The organism is Enterobacter cloacae complex sp. P18RS (assembly GCF_014982105.1).
Classification (GTDB): Bacteria; Pseudomonadota; Gammaproteobacteria; order Enterobacterales; family Enterobacteriaceae; genus Enterobacter; species Enterobacter hormaechei_C.
Map to the genome: position 1 here is coordinate 328,750 of NZ_JADCKV010000011.1, position 17,781 is coordinate 346,530.

The window sequence follows — 17,781 nt, forward strand, 5'->3', positions numbered from 1 at the left end:
TATGAGGTTCATACGTTTTGTCACTTACAGGCAGAGAAAAGCGGAAAGGTGGTCAGTTTTCGGACAAGGCGATGAATTTACATGCGTTGACCACTTCCCCTGGCCGTTAGCGATGTTATGATGGCGGCAATTTTTCTCTCTTTGCTTACGATTCGTTGAGAACCCGAAAATGTTAAAAAAACTCTTCTTTCCGTTGGTAGCACTCTTTATGCTCGCCGGCTGCGCGACTCCGCCGACGACCATTGACGTTTCACCAAAAATTACCCTGCCTCAGCAGGATCCAAGCCTGATGGGCGTCACAGTCAGCATTAATGGCGCCGATCAGCGTCAGGACCAGGCGCTGGCGAAAGTGACTCGCGACAACCAGCAGGTCACGCTGACCGCCTCCCGCGACCTGCGCTTCCTGTTGCAGGAAGTGCTGGAAAAACAGATGACCTCCCGTGGATACATGATTGGCCCAAGCGGCGCGGTTGATCTGCAAATCATCGTGAACAACCTGTACGCTGACGTCTCCCAGGGTAACGTTCGCTACAACATTGCGACCAAAGCCGATATCGCCATCATTGCTACCGCGAAGAACGGCAATAAAATGAACAAAAACTACCGTGCAAGCTATTCCGTTGAAGGCGCATTCCAGGCCTCCAACAAAAATATCGCTGACGCGGTTAACAGTGTGCTGACTGACACCATTGCCGACATGGCACAGGACACCAGCATTCACGACTTCATCAAGCAGAACGCCCGTTAATCCTGCTGACTGACCCGGTGCTTCACCGGGTCAGTTCATAAGAACATGTCCAGTCACTACTTACGTATTTTCCAGCAACCGAAATCAGCTATTCTGCTGATCCTTGGTTTCGCCTCCGGTTTACCCCTTGCGCTCACCTCCGGCACGTTACAGGCGTGGATGACGGTTGAGAACATCGATCTTAAAACCATTGGTTTCTTCTCGCTCGTCGGCCAGGCTTACGTCTTTAAGTTCCTGTGGTCGCCGGTGATGGATCGCTATACCCCACCGTTCCTCGGGCGCCGTCGCGGCTGGTTAGTGATGACGCAGGTGCTGCTGTTGCTGGCCATTGCCGCAATGGGTTTCCTTGAGCCGTCAACACAGCTGCGCTGGATGGCCGCGCTTGCGGTGGTGATCGCCTTCTGCTCCGCTTCGCAGGACATTGTTTTTGACGCCTGGAAGACGGACGTCCTGCCAGCGGAAGAGCGTGGCGCCGGTGCGGCAATCAGCGTGCTTGGCTACCGCCTGGGTATGCTGGTTTCCGGCGGGCTGGCCCTCTGGCTTGCCGACCGCTATCTCGGCTGGCAGGGAATGTACTGGCTGATGGCCGCTCTGCTGATCCCCTGCATTATTGCCACGCTATTCGCGCCTGAACCGAGCGATGTGATTCCGGTCCCCCGCTCGCTGGAGCAGGCCGTCGCCGCACCGCTCCGAGATTTCTTTGGTCGCAATAATGCCTGGCTGATCCTGCTGCTGATTGTCCTTTATAAGCTTGGCGACGCTTTCGCCATGAGTCTGACCACCACCTTCCTGATCCGCGGCGTCGGGTTTGATGCGGGCGAAGTCGGCGTGGTAAACAAAACCTTGGGACTGTTTGCCACGATCGTCGGCGCGCTGTACGGCGGTGTATTGATGCAGCGCCTGACGCTGTTCCGCGCTCTGCTGATCTTCGGCATCCTTCAGGGCGCATCGAATGCCGGTTACTGGCTGCTGTCGATCACCGACAAGCATATGATCAGCATGGCGACGGCGGTATTCTTTGAAAACCTGTGTGGCGGTATGGGTACTGCGGCATTTGTCGCCCTGCTGATGACGCTGTGCAATAAGTCATTTTCCGCCACCCAATTTGCGCTACTGTCTGCCCTTTCTGCCGTCGGGCGCGTATACGTTGGCCCCGTCGCGGGCTGGTTTGTTGAAGCTCACGGCTGGCCGACGTTTTATCTCTTCTCGGTGGTGGCGGCGGTGCCGGGGATTTTATTGCTGCTGGTCTGTCGCCAGACGCTGGAATATACCCAGCGGACGGAACACTTCATGCCGCGCACGGAATATCAGGCTGCCTATCGGTTTGCCCTGCGTCTGCTGATGGCTGGTTGTCTTGCGCTGGTAGTGTGGCTCGCGGTACTCATCTTGAATGCGACGACCACCTTGTCGCTTCCGTTTGAAACCCAGCTGCTTGATGCAGGGGTGTTACTCGCCATCGTGGGTATCCTGACCGGTGGGATGCTGGATTTCATGTCATTGCGGAAAACGCAGATGACATGAAGTAAAAAGCGAAAGGTTATTTCCCGTTGTAATAACGACACGAAATTATAACGGCGAAATAACCGCCATCGGCAAAAAAAATATTTGTTGTTTTGTGCGGGATAGCATTCGGAAATTATTGGAGCTTATTTCGCTACGCTATTTTCCGTTAAACGATTCAGCATTCGAAAGATTGAATTTTCGTTTTTTAGTTGTCTTTTTATTGATAATTAATTGTTAATTATTTGTGTATTTTTCACAATGGTTATACCAATTGTCCCTTTTGCGGTATGCTGGGGCACCCTTTCGTTATAACGCCCGCTCCGTGCGGCTTCCCCCGGAAAACGCGACATAATTTGCAACACTTGTGACATGTGCGGCAGAACCCGGTAACACCTTCCTGACACAGGGCTAATGATGTTTACAGTAATGTAACCTTCCCGTAAAATGCCCCCACACTTTAAACGCCACCAGACTCCCGTGGAATTGAGGTCGTTAAATGAGACTCAGGAAATACAATAAAAGTTTGGGATGGTTGTCATTATTCGCAGGCACTGTATTACTCAGTGGCTGCGATTCTGCACTACTAGACCCCAAAGGACAGATTGGACTGGAACAACGTTCATTGATACTGACGGCTTTTGGCCTGATGTTGATTGTGGTTATTCCTGCCATCTTGATGGCTGTTGGTTTCGCCTGGAAGTATCGTGCGAGCAATAAAGATGCGAAGTATAGCCCTAACTGGTCACACTCCAATAAAGTGGAAGCTGTGGTCTGGACGGTACCTATTCTGATCATCCTGTTCCTTGCTGTACTGACCTGGAAAACCACTCACGCACTTGAGCCGAGCAAACCGCTGGTTCACGATGAAAAACCTATTACCATTGAAGTGGTCTCCATGGACTGGAAATGGTTCTTCATCTATCCAGAACAGGGCATTGCTACCGTGAATGAAATCGCCTTCCCGGCGAACACTCCGGTTCAGTTCAAAGTGACCTCCAACTCCGTAATGAACTCCTTCTTCATCCCACGTCTGGGCAGCCAGATTTACGCGATGGCCGGTATGCAGACTAACCTGCACCTGATCGCGAATGAAGCAGGCACCTACGACGGTATCTCCGCCAGCTATAGTGGCCCGGGCTTCTCGGGTATGAAGTTCAAAGCTATCGCTACGCCAGACCGCGCGACTTTCGACCAGTGGGTTGCAAAAGCGAAGCAGTCTCCAAACACCATGTCTGACATGGCGGCGTTCGAAAAAGTGGCTGCACCTAGCGAATACAACAAGGTGGAGTACTTCTCTAACGTGAAACCGAATCTGTTCAAAGACGTTATTGGCAAATTTATGGATCACGGCATGAGCATGGACATGACCCAGCCTGAAGGCGAGCACAACACGCACCAGGGTATGGAAGGCATGGACATGAGCCACGCGGAAACCGCTCACTAAGGGGCCGAGGAAGAAAATGTTCGGAAAATTGACACTGGATGCAGTGCCCTACCATGAACCGATTATTATGGTTACGGTGGCTGCAATTATCATTGGTGGCGCGGCCTTAGTTGGCCTGATCACTTACTTCGGTAAGTGGAGCTACCTGTGGAATGAGTGGCTGACTTCGGTTGACCACAAAAAACTCGGTATCATGTACTGCATCGTCGGTATCGTCATGTTAATTCGTGGCTTTGCGGATGCAATCATGATGCGTAGCCAGCAGGCGCTTGCGTCTGCGGGCGAAGCCGGCTTCCTGCCACCGCACCACTACGATCAGATCTTTACCGCCCACGGCGTTATCATGATCTTCTTCGTGGCGATGCCGCTGGTAATCGGTCTGATGAACGTGGTCGTTCCGCTGCAAATCGGCGCGCGCGACGTTGCGTTCCCGTTCCTGAACAACCTGAGCTTCTGGTTCACGGTTGTCGGCGTTATCCTGGTTAACCTGTCACTGGGTGTGGGCGAATTTGCTCAGACTGGCTGGCTGGCCTACCCGCCGCTGTCGGGAATTGAGTACAGTCCGGGCGTGGGCGTTGACTACTGGATTTGGGCGCTTCAGCTCTCCGGTGTCGGTACCACCCTGACCGGTATTAACTTCTTCGTGACCATCCTGAAGATGCGTGCACCAGGTATGACGATGTTCAAGATGCCAGTATTTACCTGGGCATCTCTGTGCGCCAACGTCCTGATTATCGCGTCGTTCCCAATTCTGACCGTCACCATCGCGCTGCTGACCCTGGATCGCTATCTGGGTACCCATTTCTTCACGAATGATATGGGTGGCAACATGATGATGTACATCAACCTGATTTGGGCCTGGGGTCACCCAGAAGTGTACATCCTGGTTCTGCCGGTGTTCGGTGTGTTCTCCGAAATCGCGGCAACCTTCTCGCGCAAACGCCTGTTTGGTTACACCTCTCTGGTGTGGGCAACCGTATGTATTACCGTCCTGTCGTTCATCGTCTGGCTGCACCACTTCTTCACCATGGGTGCGGGTGCCAACGTAAACGCCTTCTTCGGTATTACCACCATGATTATCGCGATCCCGACCGGGGTTAAGATCTTCAACTGGCTGTTCACCATGTACCAGGGTCGTATCGTGTTCCACTCAGCTATGCTGTGGACCATCGGCTTCATCGTGACCTTCTCCGTAGGTGGGATGACCGGCGTACTGCTGGCGGTACCAGGTGCTGACTTCGTTCTGCACAACAGTCTGTTCCTGATTGCGCACTTCCATAACGTTATCATCGGTGGCGTGGTCTTCGGCTGCTTCGCTGGTGTGACCTACTGGTGGCCAAAAGCGTTCGGTTTCACCCTGAACGAAAAATGGGGTAAACGCGCGTTCTGGTTCTGGATCATCGGCTTCTTCGTGGCGTTTATGCCGCTGTACGTGCTGGGCTTCATGGGGATGACCCGTCGTCTGAGCCAGCAGATCGATCCGCAGTTCCACCCAATGCTGATGGTTGCAGCGGGCGGCGCAGCGCTGATTGCCTGCGGTATTCTGTGCCAGCTGATTCAGTACTACGTGTCTATCCGTGACCGTAACCTGAACCGCGACCTGACCGGTGACCCATGGGGTGGCCGTACGCTGGAGTGGGCGACCTCTTCTCCGCCTCCGTTCTATAACTTTGCCGTAGTGCCGCACATTCACGAGCGTGATGCATTCTGGGAAATGAAAGAAAAAGGTGAAGCGTACAAGCAACCTGAGCATTACGAAGAGATCCATATGCCGAAAAACAGCGCCGCGGGCATGGTCATTGCCGCTTTCGCAACGGTATTTGGTTTCGCAATGATCTGGCACATCTGGTGGATGGCGATTGTTGGCTTCGCTGGCATCGTAATCAGCTGGATTGTGAAGAGCTTTGACGAGGACGTGGACTACTACGTACCAGTCCGTGAAGTTGAAAAGCTGGAAAACCAGCATTTTGACGAGATTTCTAAAGCGGGGCTGAAAAATGGCAACTGATACTCTGGCGCACTCAACTGCCCACGCGCATGAACATGCGCACCATGATACAGGACCGACGAAAGTCTTCGGTTTCTGGATCTACCTGATGAGCGACTGCATCCTGTTCTGCTGTCTGTTCGCAACCTATGCCGTTCTGGTGAACGGCACAGCGGGCGGCCCGACCGGTAAGGACATCTTTGAACTGCCGTTCGTTCTGGTTGAAACCGCACTGCTGTTATTCAGCTCCATCACCTACGGCATGGCGGCTATCGCCATGTACAAAAACAACAAGAGCCAGGTTGTCTCCTGGCTGGCGTTGACCTGGCTGTTTGGTGCTGGCTTTATCGGGATGGAAATCTATGAATTCCATCACCTGATCATGGAAGGTTTCGGCCCGGATCGTAGCGGCTTCCTGTCAGCGTTCTTCGCGCTGGTAGGCACCCACGGTCTGCACGTGACCTCGGGTCTGATCTGGATGGCGGTGCTGATGTTCCAGATCTCCCGTCGCGGCCTGACCAGTACTAACCGTACCCGTATTATGTGCCTGAGCCTGTTCTGGCACTTCCTGGACGTGGTATGGATCTGTGTGTTCTCTGTTGTCTATCTGATGGGGGCGATGTAATGAGTCATTCTAACGATCATGGCGCTTCCCACGGCAGCGTAAAAACCTACATGACAGGTTTCATCCTGTCGATCATTCTGACGGTGATCCCGTTCTGGATGGTGATGAACGGTTCTGCATCTAAGCCGGTTATCCTGGGCGCAATCCTGGTGACCGCGGTGATTCAGATTCTGGTGCATCTGGTTTGCTTCCTGCACATGAACACCAAGTCCGATGAAGGCTGGAACATGACGGCCTTTATCTTTACCGTGATTATCATCGCTATCCTGGTAGTCGGTTCCATCTGGATTATGTGGAACCTTAACTACAACATGATGGTTCACTAAGAGCGGCGAGTATGTTTAAGCAATACCTGCAAGTCACGAAACCAGGCATCATCTTTGGCAACCTGATCTCCGTAATCGGAGGGTTCCTGCTGGCCTCTAAAGGCAGCATTGATTACACCCTCTTTATTTACACGCTGGTCGGTGTGTCACTGGTGGTTGCGTCCGGTTGTGTATTTAACAACTACATCGACATGGATATCGACAAGAAGATGGAAAGGACCAAAAATCGGGTGCTGGTTAAAGGCCTGATTGCTCCTTCCGTCTCGCTGGTGTACGCCACCTTGCTGGGTATTGCTGGCTTTATGCTGCTGTGGTTTGGTGCTAACCCGCTGGCCTGCTGGCTGGGGGTGATGGGGTTCGTGGTGTATGTGGGCGTCTACAGCCTGTATATGAAACGTCACTCCGTCTACGGCACGCTGATTGGTTCTCTCTCCGGCGCGGCGCCGCCGGTGATTGGCTACTGCGCCGTCACGAACGAGTTCGACAGCGGTGCGCTCATCCTGCTGGCTATCTTTAGCCTGTGGCAGATGCCGCACTCCTACGCCATCGCGATTTTCCGCTTTAAGGATTATCAGGCGGCGAACATTCCGGTTCTGCCGGTCGTGAAAGGCATTTCGGTTGCCAAGAACCACATCACGCTCTACATCATCGCTTTTGCCGTAGCAACGCTGATGCTCTCTCTGGGCGGTTACGCCGGATATAAATATCTGGTGGTAGCAGCTGCGGTGAGCGTCTGGTGGCTCGGCATGGCCCTGCGCGGTTACAAAGTGGAAGATGACAAAGTCTGGGCACGCAAGCTGTTTGTGTTCTCGATTGTCGCCATCACCTCCCTGTCCGTGATGATGTCCGTAGACTTCATGGTGCCTGATTCACAAAACCTGCTGACTTACGTCTGGTAAGAAGGCTGATGTAAAAACGCCGGGTTTAGCCCGGCGTTTTTTATTGGTACGGCGTAACCCCTTTCTTTAACAGTATATTGCCGTATTTCGCGGTCTCGCCCGTCACCACGATGGCGTACGCTTTCTGTGCCCGCGCATAAAACGCATAACGGTCAATACGCGTAACCCCCTCCCCTTCCGCCTCACCAAAGAGTGCGTTGCGATAGCGCGCTTCTACCTGTATATCGAGCGTATCCCCGTCGACAGGGGCCATCATCACCAGCGGTGGCGCATAGCTGTCCAGTTCAAACAGCGGTATCACCGCGGCCAGCAAATCGCTGATGAGCAGGCCATCTGCGCGGATCGTCTTTGGCCCCAGGCTATGCGCGGGAAAGTGAGCATCTGCAAAAATAATCTCGTCACCATGACCCATCTCTGCCAGCGTTTTCAGCAGCTCGGGTGAAATCAGAGGGGATATCGTTTTAAGCACAAGGTTGCTCCTCAGGATAGAAATAACGGTAACGATAGTGGACCCGATCGCGAGCAGCCTCAGCGCTGGCCGTTTCTCCGACGCCCCACCATCCGTACAAAGACGCCCCCAGCACGGTCGTATCAGCCTCTTCAAGAACCTTCACCGGGATCCCAAGCGCATTGGACTTGAGCTGATTCCACAGCATATTGCGGCTACCTCCCCCCACCAGCAGGAGTTCACGCGCCTTAAATTGCGCGATCGCCTCCAGCGCCAGGCATTTTTCTTGCAGATGCACCGTGAGTCCTTCCAGGGCTGCGCGGTAAAAATGGGCTGGCGTTGTGGTGAGCGTAACGCCCTGCCAGCCGGCGAGTGGAGAATCGAGCAGTTGGGTATTCATCGTGACGCCATCCGCGCCGTTCGGAATTGCCGCCGCCTGAGCCAGAATAGTGTCCCAGTCGGTATCAGGCGACCAGAACAGCGCGCGGATCCACTCCAGTACGCCAGACGCCAGATATTGCATTCCCGGATTATAGAGCCCCGTCCGGCTATCCAGTTCGCAGGTTGCGCCCGGGTATTGCCCCAGCAAAGCGGTATCAACCTGCGTGGTGCGCGCCATTAAAATCTCCCAGGTACCCGAAGAGAGAACTGGCTCATTAATTCCCGCCCCGGCGCCAAAAAGGGCAAACTGCGTGTCGTGCCCGGCGGAGATCACCGGCACACCGCAAGGCAATCCGAGCCTGGATGCAGCGTCGGGCCGCAATTCACCAATCCTTTCTCCGGGGGAAACCAGCGGCGGGAAAAGGGAATGAGGCACGCCGATCTTGCTTAAGATCGTTTCACTGAAGCGCTGCTGATGCAGATCGAACATCTGACTGGTACCGGCCATCGTGAGATCGGTCGTCATCTTTCCGGTCAGACGATGGTTGATTAGCGAGGAGATAAAAAGCCAGGCGTGAGCACGCTGTAACAGATCGGGATGGTTGTCCTGAAGCCAGCCTAGCTTATACAACGTGTTAAAACTAAACTGCCCAACGCCGGTGATCTGCTGTAGTTCTGCCGGGGAGCATGAACGGGCAACCGCTTCCATCACCGGCACGGTTCGCGGGCACTTCCAGCTGATGATCGGGTAAAGCAGTTCTCCCCGCTCATCTACCAGTGCGCCATCCACGCCAAAGGTCGTCACACTCATTCCGCACAGTTGATGCTCGCTCAGCGCTGCGCTGATTTTCTGACAACAGACGGCAAACCGTTGCATGATGGCGTCGAGCGACCATTGGTGCCAGGCCGGATTTTCAGCGGCGCTTTCGCTTTCGTTCGCCACCGCGGCGCGCGCCACAATATTCCCTTCGGGATCCAGCGCAATGGCGCGCACGTTCGTCGCGCCACAATCGAGAACCAGAAAACATTTTTTCATCGCGGTCCCCACAGGCTGCCAGCCCGCCGGAGCAGGCTGGCAGGCCGGATTAATGTTTGTATAACGGTCCGTAATTTTCACAGGCGCGGTAATCCTGCCCTTCCGGATCCATACCGTGAGCGCCCCAGGCCGTCGGCCGATAAATCAGCGCCTCCGGTACGTTATGCATGCATACAGGGATGCGCAGCATGGACGCCAGGGTGATGAAATCAGCGCCGACGTGCCCGACGGTTAATACCCCGTGGTTAGCGCCCCAGTTCGCCATCACTGAATAGACGTCGCTAAACGGGCCTTTACCGGTCAGGCGTGGGGCAAACCAGGTGGTGGGCCAGGTTGAATCGGTGCGCTTATTCAGAATGTCATGTACGTGTTCCGGCAGCTCAACACTCCAGCCTTCCGCTATCTGTAATACCGGACCCACACCCTTGATGAGGTTTACGCGGGTCATGGTAAATGGCACGCCACCCCGGGTGAGGAAGTTTGATGAGAAACCGCCCCCGCGGAAGTATTCATGCACCGCCGGACACCAGTGGGTTGCGGCCAGGCACGCGCTGGCTTCCTGCTCAGTAATGTCCCAGTGTGGTTTCAGGGTCGGTTTCCCCTCGGCGTCTTTCTGCTCCGCTGTACCGTCCAGCGCCGCCGAGCCGGAGTTGATCAGATGAATAATGCCGTGCTCAGCCCGTCCAGTGAGCTTCTGGCCTGTAACACGCTCAACCGACTCCGGCGACCAGTAGGTGCGTACATCAGCAAAAATCTGCGCGGTGCCGGTCATCAGATGCCCAAACAGCATCGCTACCCCGTTAAGGCTGTCATTTTCCGTCGCCACTACCAACGGCTGGCGAATACCGTTCCAGTCGAAAGAGCTGTTCAGCAGCGCCTCTGCGGTATCGCCATTTGGATACTGATCCGTCCAGTGGCGCTGCCCCTGGAAACCGGACGCAATGGCGTTATAGCCCAGCGATTCCTCCACGCGGCCCATCGCAGCGAGTTTAGGGTTGCCCTGCATCATGTCGCGGATGCACATCGCCATTAGCAGGCTCTCCCGCAGGATCGCGGCATTTTCCTGTTCATTGCGACGATACTGCTCTGCGTTTTTATTCTCGCCGAAACGGAAATGTGCCTTCGCCCAGCTCAGGGCCAGCTCAAGTTCTTGCTCGTCGTAAATCTTATGATCGATGCGGCGACGCAGTTCGGTCATATCCACCGCCTGCACCTTCATCCCCAGCCAGGATTCAAAGAAGTTGTGATCGACAATCGAGCCCGCGATCCCCATTGAGACACCGCCCACGGACAGATAACTTTTCCCCTTCATGCTGGCGACCGCCAGGCCCGCCCGGGCGAAGCGCAACAATTTTTCCTCAACGTCTGCCGGGATGGTCTCGTCGCCCGCATCCTGTACATCGTGGCCGTAAATGGAAAACGCCGGGATCCCTTTCTGGTTATGCGCTGCCAGCGCCGCTGCGAGGTATACCGCCCCCGGACGCTCGGTGCCATTAAAGCCCCAGATCGCTTTCGGGCGCAGCGGATCCATATCAATGGTTTCACTCCCGTAACACCAGCAGGGGGTGATGGTGATCGTCAGACCAACGTGGCACGTGCTGAACTTCTCTTCGCAAGCGGCGGATTCCGCCATTCCGGCAATGCAGCTGTCGGCAATTACGCACTCTACGGGCGTACCGCAGGAGTGGCGTAATTTTTCACTGAGTAGCGCCGCCGTGGCTTTCGCCATGTTCATGGTCTGCTCTTCCAGAGACTCGCGTACGCCCATTCGGCGGCCATCAATAACAGGTCGAATGCCAATCCGGGGTAACGCTTTTATCGTTTTCATAGCCCTTCCTCACGTTGGTTAACCTATCCGTCTCAGGGGCATAGCCGTGAAAAAGCGCCCGGGCAGCACCGTGAACGGAAAGCGGTGAAATTTGCTAACTCGAATTAGCTTAGGGTTCTCACTAAAAATGAGACAAGATAAATGTGCAGAATCTGTGAGCAGTTTCACGATGAGAGGTCAAAATTCGATCAGCGTCAGGTATTACGATTCAGCAAAAACTAAACATACCGTTTAAATTCAATTAAATAACAAAATACCTTTGCACGACGTCACAATTTGAATACAAATGATTTGGCTAAATTATGACCCTAAAATAGCTTTTAAGGACGAAAGCTAAGTCGAGTTAGCTTAATAACTAAATCACTGTGGCTTGTGATTCATTGCCTTTCCAACACAGGAATTTTGCAATGTCAGAGACTCTTATTCAGATGACGCGCATCACCAAACGCTTTCCCGGCGTGCTGGCGCTGAATCAGGTTGATTTCGATTTACGCCGCGGCGAAGTTCATGCCCTGTTAGGTGAAAACGGTGCCGGCAAATCGACGCTGATGAAAATATTATCCGGTGTTTACCAACCCGATTCCGGTGAAATTCGCTTTGAAGGGCAATCCGTATCATTCAGCGATCCGCTAAGTGCTCAGCACGCAGGTATTACGATTATCCATCAGGAATTTAATCTCTTTCCCGATTTAACCGTGGAAGAGAATATCTTTATTGGCCGTGAATTCTGCAAAAATAGTCGCTGGCAGTTAGATAAACGCGCCCAGCGACAGGCGGTTGAGAAAATACTGCACACGCTGAATTTAAAAATCGCCCCGGACGCCCGCGTCAGTGAATTAACCGTAGCCCAGCAGCAGATGGTGGAAATTGCCAAAGCGATTTCGGTCAATGCCAAAGTGCTAATCATGGATGAACCCACCGCCGCGCTGACCGAAAGTGAAATCGAGAGTTTATTTGACGTCACGCGGATGCTCAAGGCTCAGGGCACGGGGATAGTCTACATCTCGCACCGTCTGGAAGAATTGGCGCTGATCGCCGATCGCGCGACCGTCATGCGCGACGGACAATACATCGCCACCGTAGATTATGAAACGGTTCAGATCGGCGAGCTTATCGCCATGATGGTTGGCCGCAATCTCGATAACATCTACCCAAAACGCCCGCCGCATCAGCGCAGAGAAAAAGTGCTGGAGGTGAATGGCCTGACGCGAAATGGTGTACTGCACGACATCAACTTTACCCTCTGGCGCGGTGAGATCCTCGGCCTCGCTGGCTTAATGGGCGCAGGCCGAACGGAACTGGGCCGGGCCCTGTTTGGCGCCGATGCGATCGACGCCGGTACCCTGACGCTGAACGGCACCCCCACACGGATTAAAGACGTGGCTGACGCCATTGAGAAAGGCATCAGCTATTTAACAGAAGACCGCAAAAAAGAGGGACTCGCCCTCGGCCTTTCCGTTGAGATGAACATTATGCTCGGCAATTACCCGGACTACGCCGGCGCCGCGGGTAATGTCGATGAAAAACGCTGCCGGGAGTCCAGCCAGAAACTGGTGGATGCGCTGCGAATAAAAACGCCGCATCTGGAACAGGCGGCACTGAATTTAAGCGGCGGTAATCAACAGAAGATCATTATTGCCCGCTGGGTCTGTAAAGATACCGATATTTTAATTTTTGATGAGCCAACCCGGGGAATTGATGTTGGCGCTAAGCTGGAAATTTATGAACTAATGAACCGCCTTGTCGCTAAAGGTAAATCGATCATCATGATTTCATCCGAACTGCCGGAAGTATTAGGAATGTGCGACCGCATACTTGTGATGCGCAGCGGCCACATTGCCGGCGAAATAGAGGCTGAGCACGCCACCCAGGAAAAAATCATGCAATACGCCACGCTGGAGGATTAATCATGTCCGTTACCGTTCCATCGCCGCAAAGCGGAAGTCATACGATGAAAATAAATAAAGCGCTCCTGATGCGTCTGGCGCCTCTTTTTAGCCTGGTATTGCTGGTTCTGTTTTTCAGCTTCAGCTCACCGTTCTTCTTTAATACTGAAAATATCATGACTATCGCCCTGCAAACGGCGGTGATTGGCATCATGGCCATTGGCGTAACCTTTGTGATTATTACCGCCGGGATCGACCTGTCGCTCGGATCGGTGGTGGCGTTCTCAGGGGTTGCGGTGGGCATCGCCGCCGGGTTTGGTATGCCGCTGCCGGTCTGTATTCTGGCAGGCGTGCTCGCCGGCGGGCTTTGCGGCTATGTGAACGCGTTTCTGGTCACCAAAATGACCATACCACCGTTTATTGCCACCCTCGGCTTAATGATGTCGGTACGCGGCATCAATATGGTGATGACCGATGGCCGCGCGATTTATTTTTCTGACTACCCGCAGTTCAAGCTGCTAGCGCAGGGTCGCCTGTTCGACGTCCTGCCTTACCCGGTGTTCTACCTGGTCATCGTGGCACTGATCGCCATGTGGATCCTGAAGAAAACGGTGATGGGCCGCTATATCTACGCTGTCGGCAGCAATGAAACGGCGGCACATCTTTCCGGGATTAAAGTCCAGCGCGTGAAAATTTTCGTTTACGCCTTATGCGGCCTGTTAACCGGCGTGGCCGGGGTGATCCTCGCCTCTCGTCTCAATTCAGGCCAGCCAACCGTAGGCGTGGGTTATGAGCTGGAAGCCATTGCGGCGGTAGTGATCGGCGGTACCAGTCTGATGGGCGGCGTGGGCACGATTGGCGGCACCATCATAGGCGCGTTCATTATGAGCGTGCTGAAAAACGGCCTCAATCTCATGGGCGTGTCCCAGTTCTGGCAGATGGTGGCGATGGGCGTGGTCGTCGTTGCCGCCGTCTACCTGGACACGTTACGTAAAAGAATGCGTTAGGTTCTCGATACAACAAGCCCTGCCAACCCTACAACGGAGCAAAATAATGAAAACCAGCCATATCCTGAGCGCCCTGTCGCTCGTTGCCATCCTGTCCAGCAGCGCGCTGGCAAAAGATTTAAACCTGCCGGTAGTCAGTAAAGGTTACCAGCACGAATTCTGGCAGACGGTCAAAATGGGGACGGAAGCTGCCGCAAAAGAGTTGGGTGACAAAACCAGCTACGTTGGCCCTGCCGATGAAACGCAAATCGCCGAGCAGATCCAGTTAGTCGAAAACACCATGGCACAAAAGCCAAACGGCCTGTTGCTGGCCGCGCTTGATGCAAACGCCCTTGCCCCGCTGGTCGAAACCGCCAACAGCCGGGGGATCAAAGTGGTGACCTTCGACTCGGGCGTGAACTCCGATATCCCGGCCAGCTTTGTCGCCACCAATAACCGTAAGGCGGGCGCACAGGCTGCGGATGCGCTGGCGGAGCAGGTAGGCCAGAAGGGGAAAGTGGGTATTATCGCCCACGTAGCCGGAACGACGTCCGCCATTGAGCGCTCTGAAGGATTCAGCGAGCGAATGAAAGAGAAGTACCCGAATATTCAGGTACTGCCGGTGCAATATAGCGATGGCGACCCGCAAAAGGCGATGGATAAAACCATTGATATGGTTCAGGCCAACCCGGATATCGCCGGTATTTATGCCACCAACGAAGGCTCAACCCTGGGCGTTGCGAACGCTATCGACAGCCAGAATCTGAAGGGCAAAGTGAAAGTCATCGGTTTTGACAGCACCGAAGCCATCATTAACTTCCTCAAAAACGGCGTGATTCAGGGCTTCGTGGTGCAGGACGCGTACCAGATTGGTTATCAGGGCATAAAGGCGCTGAACGCGGTGATTTCCGGACAGACGGTGGCTAAGGAAATAGATATTCCAGTGAAATATGTCAATGCGCAGAATATCAACACCCCTGAAATTGATAAACTGTTACATCCGTTTGGTAAAAAATAAGGAAGTTTATGATGAGTGACGGCTATTTCCTCGGGGTCGATGTGGGTTCAGCCAGCGTTCGTGCTGGGCTTTACTCTGCGCAAGGCGAGCGTTTGAGCTTCGCGACCCGTCCGATTTCGCAGTTTCACGCCAGCAACGCGCGCGTGGAACAGTCCTCCGCGGAGATCTGGCAGCAGGTTTGCGCGGTGGTGCGGGAAGCCGTCGACTCCTCTGGGATCTCACCCGACGCCATTCGTTCGATTGGCTTCGACGCCACGTGCTCGCTGGTCGCGCTGGATGCTGAGGGTAACGGCCTGAGCGTGTCCCCCGACAGTCCGGCATCGCAGGACATCATTATGTGGATGGATCATCGTGCTCACGAAGAAACTGTTCGCATCAATGCCACACGCGATCCTGCCCTGTGCTACGTGGGCGGCGAGGTGAGTATTGAAATGGAACTGCCAAAACTGCTGTGGTTGCAGCGACATCATCCTGAAACATGGAATCAGGCCTGGCGCTTTTTCGACCTTGCCGATTTTCTGGTCTGGAAAGCGACGGGCCAGGACGCCGCCAGCCTGTGCACCCTCACCTGCAAATGGAACTACCTTGCGCATGAGGCGCAGTTCAGCGAATCGCTGCTCAGGGAGGTGGGGCTGGAGACCTTACTGACAAAAATTCCCGATACTATTCTGGACGTCGCTGAATGCGTCGGGAAACTCAGCCCACAGGCAGCGCAAGCTCTGGGGTTGCCCGAAGAGGTGGTTGTGGCAAGCGGCATGATCGATGCCCACGCGGGTGGCGTGGCGCTGACGGGCTCACACCCGGAGGGCACGCTGGCGCTCATCAGCGGAACCTCGAACTGCCATATGCTTGCCAGTCAGACGGAGATCCATACGCCCGGCGTCTGGGGGCCTTACTGGAGCGCCATGCTGCCGGGCTACTGGCTGACGGAAGGCGGGCAAAGTGCTGCCGGGGCGCTGGTCGACTGGACGTTGCGCGGGCACGGAGCCAGCGCAGACCTGTTTGCAAAAGCAGAAGCGGCGCAACGCCATCCGGTGGCGCTGCTCAACGACTGGGTAGCCGCGCTTGAACAGGAAGAAAAATATCCCACCCGCAACCTGCACATTCTGGCCGATCACCACGGCAACCGCTCGCCGCGTTCGCGTCCGGATGCGCGGGGCAGCGTGGTTGGTCTGACATTAGAAACCGGTGAACGTGCGCTGGCGAGGCTCTATCTGGCCACGCTACAGGCCATAGCCTATGGCACACGACATATTATGGATACCCTGAAACATCACGGGCACACTTTCTCGCGCATTGTCATTTGTGGAGGAGCCACCCATAACCGGCTCTGGCTGCGGGAGTATGCCGATGCCACGGGCTGCGATATTCATCTCTTAGCCGAAGAAGATGCCGTCACTCTCGGCGCGGCCATTTGCGGCGCTGTGGCGAGCGGTGCATGGGCAACGCTCACCGATGCCACCCGGGAAATGGTCAAAGCCGGCGACATCATCACCCGTCGGCCGGAAACCGCGGCTTTCCACAGGCAAAAATATGAGGCGTACCTGATGCTGTGGACCCAGCAGCAGGCGCTTAATCTCCTGATGCAACAGGAAATGTAATGGCAGGATGCGTATGCTTTATCAGCAGTTTTTTACGTACGTTAAGGATTGAGGCGTAGCGATGGCCAAAACAGTTGAACAGATAGCGAAGGATCTGAATTTATCCGTCACCACCGTGCGGCTGGTACTGAGCGGGAAAGCCGAACAGTATCGGATCAGCGTGAAAACACAGTCCCGAATTAATGAACACGTCGAGCGCTTCGGCTATACCCTCAACCATTCGGCGCGCAGTCTTAAGCTAAACAAAACCGAGACGCTGGGACTCATCGTACCCAACATCTCGAACGTGTTCTTTGCAACGCTCGCCGAGAAACTCGAACTGCGCTGCCGCCGTTCGGGCTACCAGCTGATGATCAGCTGTACTTACAACGATGTGGATTACGAAAACAAGCTGGTCAAAGCCCTGATGGCGCGCAACGTGGACGGCTTGTTTATCGTTCCCTCGACGCTGGAAAACCAGCAGCATCATTTGCGGCAGATCCAAAAACCACTGGTGCTCCTCGACCGGGATTTTGGCTTTACTGACAACGCGCTGGTTGAGAGTCATAACGAGGCCGGGGGGGATGAACTGGCCCGCAACATGCTGGCAGAGAAAAAAACGCCGCTCTGGTTCCTTGTGGGCGATACCGCACTGCCCAGCATTACGGACCGTCTGAACGGCTACTTACAGGCCCTGAAAACAGCCGGTATTCACCATCGCGAGTGGGTCATCGAAGGGCCGGACAATACGCCGGAGGGCGGATATGCCCTGATGGATTCGCTTATCGACAGCCAGGGTGTTCCGCAGGCGTTTATCGCCTCATCGTTACCCGTTCTGGAAGGGGCAATTGAAGCCCTGCGGACGCGTACCGGCACCGTGCCCCAACACATCAATATCGGCACCTTCGATGAGCATCCCATGCTGGGGTTCCTGCCTAACAGCGTCTGGTCCATGCAGCAGGATGAAGATACCTGGGCGGAAAAAGCGTTTGAACTGATGCAGCGAGCCATCGACGGCGAAGCGGTCAACGAGACGGCGAAAGTCGATATGAAGCTGGTCAAACGTTCCCGCCAGTAAAAATAAAA

At 54.6% G+C, this 17,781-nt stretch carries 15 protein-coding genes; 12 read left to right on the forward strand and 3 right to left on the reverse strand.

What is annotated here, in order from left to right:
- Positions 1 to 169 precede the first annotated feature (169 nt).
- The 7 genes from INF61_RS09315 to cyoE all read left to right on the forward strand — a co-directional run bounded on the left by INF61_RS09315 (position 170) and on the right by cyoE (position 7,532).
- Positions 170 to 748 carry a lipoprotein gene (locus INF61_RS09315; RefSeq protein WP_003859052.1) on the forward strand — a complete coding sequence of 193 codons (579 nt, stop codon included), beginning with the start codon at positions 170 to 172 and terminating at the stop codon, positions 746 to 748.
- A gap of 45 nt (positions 749 to 793) precedes the next feature.
- Positions 794 to 2,269: a muropeptide MFS transporter AmpG gene (gene ampG / locus INF61_RS09320; protein WP_017383190.1), complete on the forward strand. Its 1,476-nt coding sequence runs from the start codon at positions 794 to 796 to the stop codon at positions 2,267 to 2,269.
- Between the two features lie 478 nt (positions 2,270 to 2,747).
- Entirely contained in the window at positions 2,748 to 3,695 is a 948-nt protein-coding gene (gene cyoA / locus INF61_RS09325) for a cytochrome o ubiquinol oxidase subunit II (protein ID WP_006809886.1), read from the forward strand.
- A 16-nt stretch (positions 3,696 to 3,711) separates the two neighbouring features.
- Complete coding sequence (cyoB, locus tag INF61_RS09330; protein WP_017383189.1) at positions 3,712 to 5,703, forward strand: cytochrome o ubiquinol oxidase subunit I; 1,992 nt, start codon at positions 3,712 to 3,714, stop codon at positions 5,701 to 5,703.
- A complete protein-coding gene (locus INF61_RS09335; protein WP_003859057.1) occupies positions 5,693 to 6,307 on the forward strand; it encodes a cytochrome o ubiquinol oxidase subunit III in 615 nt (204 codons plus the stop codon). The genes cyoB and INF61_RS09335 overlap by 11 nt, the downstream gene beginning before the upstream one ends.
- Positions 6,307 to 6,633 carry a cytochrome o ubiquinol oxidase subunit IV gene (locus INF61_RS09340; protein ID WP_006809888.1) on the forward strand — a complete coding sequence of 109 codons (327 nt, stop codon included), beginning with the start codon at positions 6,307 to 6,309 and terminating at the stop codon, positions 6,631 to 6,633. The genes INF61_RS09335 and INF61_RS09340 overlap by 1 nt, the downstream gene beginning before the upstream one ends.
- Positions 6,634 to 6,644: 11 nt before the next feature.
- Positions 6,645 to 7,532, forward strand: a complete 888-nt coding sequence (gene cyoE / locus INF61_RS09345; protein WP_003859062.1) for a heme o synthase — start codon at positions 6,645 to 6,647, stop codon at positions 7,530 to 7,532.
- Between the two features lie 40 nt (positions 7,533 to 7,572).
- On the opposite strand, the gene fucU is transcribed toward cyoE, so the two are convergent.
- From fucU to fucI, 3 genes are read right to left on the reverse strand one after another with little or no spacing between them, the layout of a single operon-like run.
- Complete coding sequence (gene fucU, locus INF61_RS09350) at positions 7,573 to 8,001, reverse strand: L-fucose mutarotase (RefSeq protein WP_017694412.1); 429 nt, start codon at positions 7,999 to 8,001, stop codon at positions 7,573 to 7,575.
- A complete protein-coding gene (gene fucK / locus INF61_RS09355; protein ID WP_047734410.1) occupies positions 7,994 to 9,397 on the reverse strand; it encodes an L-fuculokinase in 1,404 nt (467 codons plus the stop codon). The genes fucU and fucK overlap by 8 nt, the downstream gene beginning before the upstream one ends.
- Positions 9,398 to 9,446: 49 nt before the next feature.
- A complete protein-coding gene (gene fucI / locus INF61_RS09360; RefSeq protein WP_193547718.1) occupies positions 9,447 to 11,225 on the reverse strand; it encodes an L-fucose isomerase in 1,779 nt (592 codons plus the stop codon).
- Between the two features lie 407 nt (positions 11,226 to 11,632).
- On the opposite strand from fucI, the gene INF61_RS09365 reads away from it, so the two are divergent.
- From INF61_RS09365 to INF61_RS09385, 5 genes are all read left to right on the forward strand, one after another.
- Positions 11,633 to 13,132, forward strand: a complete 1,500-nt coding sequence (locus INF61_RS09365; RefSeq protein ID WP_017383184.1) for a sugar ABC transporter ATP-binding protein — start codon at positions 11,633 to 11,635, stop codon at positions 13,130 to 13,132.
- A gap of 2 nt (positions 13,133 to 13,134) precedes the next feature.
- A complete protein-coding gene (locus INF61_RS09370; protein WP_017383183.1) occupies positions 13,135 to 14,118 on the forward strand; it encodes an ABC transporter permease in 984 nt (327 codons plus the stop codon).
- 46 nt (positions 14,119 to 14,164) lie between these two features.
- A complete protein-coding gene (locus tag INF61_RS09375; RefSeq protein WP_000858088.1) occupies positions 14,165 to 15,115 on the forward strand; it encodes an ABC transporter substrate-binding protein in 951 nt (316 codons plus the stop codon).
- Positions 15,116 to 15,126: 11 nt separating this feature from the next.
- Positions 15,127 to 16,716 carry an FGGY-family carbohydrate kinase gene (locus INF61_RS09380; protein WP_045907201.1) on the forward strand — a complete coding sequence of 530 codons (1,590 nt, stop codon included), beginning with the start codon at positions 15,127 to 15,129 and terminating at the stop codon, positions 16,714 to 16,716.
- A 61-nt stretch (positions 16,717 to 16,777) separates the two neighbouring features.
- On the forward strand, positions 16,778 to 17,773 hold the full coding sequence (locus INF61_RS09385) for a LacI family DNA-binding transcriptional regulator (protein ID WP_045907202.1): 996 nt from the start codon (positions 16,778 to 16,780) through the stop codon (positions 17,771 to 17,773).
- The last annotated feature ends 8 nt before the right edge of the window (positions 17,774 to 17,781 follow it).

What these genes read in the sequence shown, in the direction of transcription:
- cyoE (WP_003859062.1), top strand. Translation starts at nt 6,645, where the DNA reads ATGTTTAAGCAATACCTGCAAGTCACGAAACCAGGCATCATCTTTGGC.
- fucK (WP_047734410.1), bottom strand. Translation starts at nt 9,397, where the DNA reads ATGAAAAAATGTTTTCTGGTTCTCGATTGTGGCGCGACGAACGTGCGC.
- ampG (WP_017383190.1), top strand. Translation starts at nt 794, where the DNA reads ATGTCCAGTCACTACTTACGTATTTTCCAGCAACCGAAATCAGCTATT.
- cyoA (WP_006809886.1), top strand. Translation starts at nt 2,748, where the DNA reads ATGAGACTCAGGAAATACAATAAAAGTTTGGGATGGTTGTCATTATTC.
- INF61_RS09380 (WP_045907201.1), top strand. Translation starts at nt 15,127, where the DNA reads ATGAGTGACGGCTATTTCCTCGGGGTCGATGTGGGTTCAGCCAGCGTT.
- INF61_RS09365 (WP_017383184.1), top strand. Translation starts at nt 11,633, where the DNA reads ATGTCAGAGACTCTTATTCAGATGACGCGCATCACCAAACGCTTTCCC.
- INF61_RS09375 (WP_000858088.1), top strand. Translation starts at nt 14,165, where the DNA reads ATGAAAACCAGCCATATCCTGAGCGCCCTGTCGCTCGTTGCCATCCTG.
- fucI (WP_193547718.1), bottom strand. Translation starts at nt 11,225, where the DNA reads ATGAAAACGATAAAAGCGTTACCCCGGATTGGCATTCGACCTGTTATT.
- INF61_RS09385 (WP_045907202.1), top strand. Translation starts at nt 16,778, where the DNA reads ATGGCCAAAACAGTTGAACAGATAGCGAAGGATCTGAATTTATCCGTC.
- INF61_RS09370 (WP_017383183.1), top strand. Translation starts at nt 13,135, where the DNA reads ATGTCCGTTACCGTTCCATCGCCGCAAAGCGGAAGTCATACGATGAAA.
- INF61_RS09335 (WP_003859057.1), top strand. Translation starts at nt 5,693, where the DNA reads ATGGCAACTGATACTCTGGCGCACTCAACTGCCCACGCGCATGAACAT.
- INF61_RS09315 (WP_003859052.1), top strand. Translation starts at nt 170, where the DNA reads ATGTTAAAAAAACTCTTCTTTCCGTTGGTAGCACTCTTTATGCTCGCC.
- INF61_RS09340 (WP_006809888.1), top strand. Translation starts at nt 6,307, where the DNA reads ATGAGTCATTCTAACGATCATGGCGCTTCCCACGGCAGCGTAAAAACC.
- cyoB (WP_017383189.1), top strand. Translation starts at nt 3,712, where the DNA reads ATGTTCGGAAAATTGACACTGGATGCAGTGCCCTACCATGAACCGATT.